The sequence below is a fragment of the Mitsuokella sp. UBA4253 genome (assembly GCF_002395285.1).
Classification (GTDB): domain Bacteria; phylum Bacillota; class Negativicutes; order Selenomonadales; family Selenomonadaceae; genus Mitsuokella; species Mitsuokella jalaludinii.
The window spans coordinates 49,024-55,622 of sequence record NZ_DGWR01000016.1; the positions used below are offsets into that span (position 1 = coordinate 49,024).

The 6,599-nt window shown below is 57.5% G+C and carries 6 protein-coding genes; 2 read left to right on the plus strand and 4 right to left on the minus strand.

Annotated features, from left to right (window positions below; genetic code table 11):
- Positions 1-26 precede the first annotated feature (26 nt).
- Genes B2X55_RS08980 through B2X55_RS08995 form a run of 4 tightly spaced genes read right to left on the minus strand, consistent with a single transcriptional unit; the run spans position 27 to position 3,920 of the window.
- Positions 27-824, minus strand: a complete 798-nt coding sequence (locus tag B2X55_RS08980) for a 5-deoxy-glucuronate isomerase (RefSeq protein WP_036375835.1) — start codon at positions 822-824, stop codon at positions 27-29.
- Positions 821-1,855, minus strand: a complete 1,035-nt coding sequence (gene iolC, locus B2X55_RS08985) for a 5-dehydro-2-deoxygluconokinase (protein ID WP_036375833.1) — start codon at positions 1,853-1,855, stop codon at positions 821-823. The genes B2X55_RS08980 and iolC overlap by 4 nt, the downstream gene beginning before the upstream one ends.
- 13 nt (positions 1,856-1,868) lie before the next feature.
- A complete protein-coding gene (locus B2X55_RS08990; protein WP_036375830.1) occupies positions 1,869-2,711 on the minus strand; it encodes a class II fructose-bisphosphate aldolase in 843 nt (280 codons plus the stop codon).
- Positions 2,712-2,750: 39 nt separating this feature from the next.
- The gene (locus B2X55_RS08995) at positions 2,751-3,920 is read right to left on the minus strand and encodes an iron-containing alcohol dehydrogenase (RefSeq protein WP_036375828.1); all 1,170 of its coding nucleotides are present in this window, start codon (positions 3,918-3,920) and stop codon (positions 2,751-2,753) included.
- Positions 3,921-4,316: 396 nt separating this feature from the next.
- On the opposite strand from B2X55_RS08995, the gene B2X55_RS09000 reads away from it, so the two are divergent.
- Both B2X55_RS09000 and B2X55_RS09005 read left to right on the plus strand, forming a co-directional pair.
- Positions 4,317-5,120: a DeoR/GlpR family DNA-binding transcription regulator gene (locus B2X55_RS09000; protein WP_286821835.1), complete on the plus strand. Its 804-nt coding sequence runs from the start codon at positions 4,317-4,319 to the stop codon at positions 5,118-5,120.
- A 31-nt stretch (positions 5,121-5,151) separates the two neighbouring features.
- Entirely contained in the window at positions 5,152-6,576 is a 1,425-nt protein-coding gene (locus B2X55_RS09005) for an aldehyde dehydrogenase family protein (RefSeq protein ID WP_286821836.1), read from the plus strand.
- The last annotated feature ends 23 nt before the right edge of the window (positions 6,577-6,599 follow it).

Consider the following 6,599-nt stretch of genomic DNA (forward strand, 5'->3'; position numbering starts at 1 on the left):
CGTTTCACCACGTCGCGGATACGCTATCACTTCTTGTGCGGCTGCCAGATCTTCGAATCGGCATCCGGCTCGAGCAGCCAGGTGTGCTCCGGCAGGTCATTGCGCGTCTTCTTCCACGGATCGCCGTCGAGATGACGAATCATCCAGCTGTACCAGATGGCGTAGCCAGGAGCTGCGCACTGCGGATGCATGTAGCCGCCCGAGATCTCCGACCAGGTGTTGTCCTCGATCTTGAAGACGTTGTCACCGATGAACGCACAGCCAAAGCCCTGCGGACGGTCGACTTTGTAGGTGTAGACTTCCGGCTGCGGATGATTGTGCGGCGTGTAGCCCGTCCAGCAGCCCGGCGTCATGATGACTTCGCCGTTGACCATGTTGGAGTACGGCGCATTGTCGTAATCGAAGATCGTGCGGACCGTGCGCTCTGCCGTGCCCTGCCATACGCCGCCGCCGAAAACGTCAGCCTGGACATCTTTCGGACGGTAGAAGACCGGCTCAAAGTCGCGGTCGTTGAGCGTCTTCTGGATCAGAAGCTCCGATTTCTTCAGGGCCTTGACGACGACCTTGACGCCGTGCGGCACGTGCAGGCAGTACGGGTTCTCGTCGAGCAGCGACTCACGATGCATGAGCTCTTTCTTGCCATTCCAGCAGATCTCCACATCGCCCGTCGTGATGACGAATGCCGTCTCCTGAAGGGGATCTTCGAACTCGACGATCTCGTTCTCATCCATCTCCTGGTAACCGATATCCATGAGCATATCGCTCTCGCGCGTCGTCATTGCATTGTAGCCGTGCTTGAGCTGACCTAAGCGACCGAATCTCATAATGCTGCCTCCCAATCCAATTCCGTGATGACTTTCTCGTCTTTATGTTCCTGCATGAAAGCGTCAATCTGCTCGACCGTCTGCATGGCATCTGAGCAGCTGTGGCTTGCGACGACCATAGCGGCATGTGCCGTGCCGTGCTGCAGAGCCTGCGGCACCGTCCAGCCTGCGAGCAGGCCGTAGACAAAGGCGCTGCCATACGCATCGCCGCCGCCGAACGACTTCAGGAGTTTGATGTGGTACGACTCGACCTTGTAGGCCTTCTTGTCGGCCGTGTAAGCGATCGAGCCCTTCTTGCCGTGCTTGATGATGACAATCTTGGCACCCTGCTCGATGTACTTCTCAGCGATGACGTGATCTGCCGGCTCCGTCGCCTCCTCGTCGAGGCCTTCCGTGAGGTTGACCTCATCGCGGGAACCGATGATGACATCCGCCATGCTCGCGAGCAGCGAGTAGTAAATCTGGATGTCCTTCTTGCTGCGCCAGCTGTACGGACGGTAGTCGATATCGAAGATGACGCGCGTGCCGTGTTTCTTGGCGTACTGGACGGCCAGCAGGCATGCCTCGCGCGACGGGCTCTTCGAAAGGGCCGTGCCGGAGACGATCAAGATCTTGCTGTCGGCGATGTACTGCTCATCGACATCTTCCGGCGCAATCTCGAGGTCTGCAACCTGGTCGCGGTACATCAGGATGCTCGACTCCGTCGGGCTCTTGATCTCCGTGAACGTCAGGCCCATGCGCTCGCCGTTCTTGGCACGCGTCATCTGAGACGTGTCGATGCCGCGCTCATTGAAGTAATTGAGGACAAAGTCGCCGAACTGGTCGTCAGATACACAGCCGATGAAGCCGACGTTCTTGCCCAGTTTGTTGATGCCGACAGCCATGTTGCCCGGCGAACCGCCGAGGTACATGGAGAAGGTCTTGACCTTGTCCAGCGTGCGGTTCAGTTCATTCGGATTGAAGTCCAGCGTGACGCGGCCGATCAGGACGACATCGCGTTTTTTATTTTCATCAAAGCTAATGAGTGCCATTTCTTTATCCTCCTCATGCCTTCTGTTCGAGACCGAAGATGTGCATGTGTTTCTTGACGTTTTCGTAGGTGCCCTGTACGATGGCATCGCTGAAGTCGAAGTACTTTGCCTGCGGGTTCGCTGCAGCGACTTCCTTTATCTTCGCTGCCGAAGCGTCGTACGACGCCGTGGCGATGTTGATCTTCTGGATGCCGTTGGCAAGGCAAGTCCGGAAATCCTCTTCCGTCAGGCCCGTGCCGCCGTGCAGGACGAGCGGCGTCTTGACGGCCGCATGGATTTCCTTGAGGCGGTCGATGCGGAGCTGCGGCTTCTCCTTGTAGTTGCCATGTGCCGTTCCGATTGCGACGGCCATCGCATCGATGCCGGATTCCTCGGCAAAGCGCTTGGCTTCCTCGACGCTCGTGACGAGGACATCCACGCTCTTGTAGTCGCCCTCCGCGCCGCCGACGCGGCCGATCTCACCTTCGACGTCAGCGCCGTAGCTCCTCGCAAGCTTGACGACTTCCTGCGTGCGGGCGATGTTCTCATCAAGCGGATATTTCGAACCGTCGAACATGACGGACGTGAAGCCGAGGTCGAGCGCAAGCTTGATCGTCTCCATCGTGCTGCCGTGGTCGAGATGAACGGCCGTCGGCATCGAGCACTTCTTGGCGGCCGCGATCATCACGGGGCCAAGCAGGTCGAGCGGCGAGTAGCGCAGGCGGCCTTCTGCAATCTGCAGGATCAGCGGAGCATGGAGCTCTTCTGCCGCCTTGATGGCACCCATGGCCATCTCCATATCCGAGACATTGAACGCGCCAATTGCGTATGTGTTGTCTGGCTTGCTTATGAGGTCTGTCAAATGTACGAGTGGCATGACCACCCCTCCTATTCTATCATGCGGGTTCTTGCGAAATCAGAAGAGTTCCTTGTAGATCTCGATGAGCTGTTCCTTCGTCGGGATGCGCATCGTGTTCTGCGGGCTGCCGCTCTCGAGCGCATCGGAAGCCATCTTGTCGAGCTGTGCGAGGAAGTCTTCCTTCTTGAAGCCGCGCTGCTCGAGCAGGGACTCTGCCGACGGGATGCCGACTTCCTTGCAGAAGCGCGTGACCTCTGCGACGAATGCCTCAGCTGCATCGTGGTCCGGCGTAGCGTCATCCGCAACACCCATGACGCGTGCAATCGTGGCAAAGCGTGCCGTGTTCTCCTCGATGGCGAACTTCATGCAGGCCGGCAGCAGGATGGCATTCGAGACGCCGTGTGCGATGTGGAACAGAGCGCCGATCGGGCGGCTCATGCCATGGACGATCGTGACGGAGGCATTGTTGAAGGCGATGCCGGCTTCCGTTGCCGCGATGCTCATCTGCAGGCGGGCTTCGACGTTCTTGCCATCCTTGTAGCAGATTGGCAGGTTCTTGTGGATCTTCTTGATGGCCGAGAGTGCGAACGTATCGGTCAGCGGCTGTGCCTTGCGGCTCGTGTAAGCCTCAATGGAATGGCAGAGCGCATCGATACCCGTTGCAGCCGTGACAGATGGCGGAGCCGTCATCGTGAAGGTCGGATCGACAACAGCGAGAGCCGGGATGATGGACGGGCCGCCGAGCAGCATCTTGACGTTGTTCTCCGTATCAGCGATGATCGTGTTCTTCGTGACCTCAGAGCCCGTGCCAGCCGTCGTCGGGATAGCGACGAGATACGGGACCGGCATGTCGATGTTGACATGCATGAACTCGTTGATCTTCTTGCCTTCCGGCTGCGTCGACATGAACATGATTGCCTTTGCCGTATCCATGGGGCTGCCGCCGCCGAGAGCAACGAGGAAGTCGCAGCCTTCTTCACGGTATACCTTCAGGCCGGCATCGACGATCTTGTCCGTCGGCTCCGAATTGGCACCAGCGAAGGTGACGTACGGGATATTCGCCTTGGCGAGTGCATTCTCGACTTTCGCCGCATTGCCGAACTTCACCATGAACTGATCCGTGACGATCAGGGCCTTCGTGCCCTTGCCCTGGATGTGCTGGCCGAGTTCTTCAATGACATTCGTGCCCGAGATGATCTTTGCCGGAACCATAAACGTATAACCCATGTTGTCCACTCTCCTATTCTGATGATAGTATCAACGCTGTTGTTGATAACCTTTTGATTACCTTATGGCTATAATTTAATACTTTTACATCACGTTGTCAATACTGTTTTGAGCTTTTTGGCAAGATTTTGCGGAATTTTATTTTTTCTGATAATCATGAGTAATCATGATTGCTCTATATGATAAGTGTTGCTTAAGACTTGCCGTTCCCGCACCGTCCAGTCCATGAAAAATGGTACTTTTTTCTGTTTTCTCTTGTTTCTTACCGACAATTCGCTTATAATGAAAGTAAACGAACCTACTCATAAATTGGTTATTTCTTGAATGTCTGTTGGCGTATGTTGTGTAATGATTCGACACCCCATGTGCCTCAGGCGCAGAAGCAGGTGATCTCTCATGAAAATCGATCGAATCAACCGCATCCATGAATTGTTGAAGAGTGTGCACAACATATCTATCAACGATCTCTGTGATACGTTCCAGGTCTCTAAGAACACCATACGCCGCGATATCGCAGAGCTCGAACAGCAGGGCCTCATCAAGAAGGTCTACGGCGGCATCGTGCTGGCCGAGCCGTCCGGCAGCCCGGAACCTTTCGCCTCGCGCGAGAGCCGCAATGCCGATGCCAAAAAGCAGATTGCCCGCATGGCAGCAGACTTCGTCCACGACGGCGATGTCATCTACATCGACTCCGGCACGACCACGATGCACATGATCCCGTACCTGACGGAGAAGCACCGCCTGACCATCGTCACGGCGAGTGTCCACGTCATCAATGCTGCATCCAACTACAGCAACCTCAATGTCCTCGCGACGGGCGGTTCGCTCTTCACCCCGTCCAAGGCGTTCGTCGGACCGCAGGTCATCCAGGTCTTGCGCCGCTATAATATATCGAAGGTCTTCCTCGCGAGCACGGGCATCTCGCTCGAGCACGGCGCGACGAACGCCTCGCCGCTCGAATGCGAGATCAAGCGCTGCCTCGTCGAGAAGGACTGCGAGCACTTTCTGCTCGTCGATGATTCAAAATTCGACGTCTCTTCTCTGATGAGCTACTGTACGCTCAAGGAGATGCAGTACATCGTGACCAACAAGATGCCGCCTGAAAAGTACATCTCGTACTGCACGGCCAACCACATCCAGCTCATCACGCCGGACACGATACGCGAAGAGGAATTCGAGAAGATCGCAACGATGCGTTGATCCACAGCAAAAGCGTTTAGGAGGTATTCCCATGAAAGAACAGCCCTTGTACATCGGCGGTCAGGAAGTCATGACCGAGAAGACCGTCCCTGTCTACAATAAAGAGACGAACGAAACCATTGCCGAAATTGCCGTCGCTGGCGAGGCAGAATGCCGTGCGGCCGTCGACGCAGCCGAGAAGGCCTTCCGCGAGGTCAAGCTCTCTGCCTACGAGCGCTACGAGATCATCCTCAAGGCCGCCAACCTCATGCGCGAGCGCACCGAGGAATTCGCCGCAGCACTGTCGGCTGAAGCGGGCAAGCCCCTGCGCGATGCCCGCGGCGAGATTGGCCGCGCCTACCAGACGCTGATCCTCTCCGCAGAAGAAGCCAAGCGCCTCAAGGGCGAGACGATCCCGCTCGCCGGCGCGCCGGGCTGCCAGCACAAGCTCGCATTCACCATCCGCCAGCCGCTCGGCGTCGTCTGCGCCATCACGCCGTTTAACTTCCCGGTAAATCTCGCTGCCCACAAGATCGGACCGGCGCTCGCGGCCGGCAACACCGTCATCTACAAGCCTGCATCGGCCACGCCTCTGACCGCCGCGCTCCTCTGTGACGTCTTCCGTGAAGCAGGGCTGCCGGCAGGCTGCCTCAACCTGCTGACCGGCCCCGGTGCGCTCGTCGGCAAATACCTGACAAAGGATGCACGCATCCGCATGTTCTCCTTCACCGGCAGCGTCCCCGTCGGCAAATCCCTGCAGGAGGCCGCCGGCTTCCGCCGCGTGGCTCTCGAGCTCGGCTCGAACTCCGCCAACGTCGTGCACGAGGATGTCAAGGACGTCAAGAAGGTCGCCGAGCTCTGCGCCAAGTACGCCTTCCTCAATGCCGGCCAGGTCTGCATCTCCTGTCAGCGCGTCTACGTCTCGCGCAGCATCTACCAGGAATTCTGCGACTACGCCGTCGCCTTTGCCAAGAACTTCAAGGGTGGCAAGCTCAGCGACGAATCGACCTGCCTCGGCCCGATGATTGCGGAGAAAGAAGCCGTCCGCATCGAGGGCTGGGTCAAGGATGCCGCAGCAGCCGGCGCCAAGGTACTGACCGGCGGCCACCGCCGCGGTGCTTTCTACGAGCCGACCATCCTTACCGATGTAACACCCGACATGGATGTCGTCAAGAATGAAGCATTCGCACCAATCTTCTCGATCATCCCCTATGACACGATTGAAGAAGCCATCGCCGGCGTCAACAACTCCCGCTACGGCCTGCAGGCTGGCGTCTTCACAAGCTCGCTCGCCATCGCCCACTACGCAGCCGAGCATATCGAAGCAGGTGGCGTCGTCATCAACGACGGGTCCAGCTTCCGCATGGATAACATGCCCTACGGCGGCGTAAAAGACAGCGGCATGGGCAAAGAAGGTCCGGAATACGCCATCCGCGAGCTCACAGAAGAAAAGACCATCATCATGAATTTCGATTAAGCTGCATAAACCAAAAAGCCGGC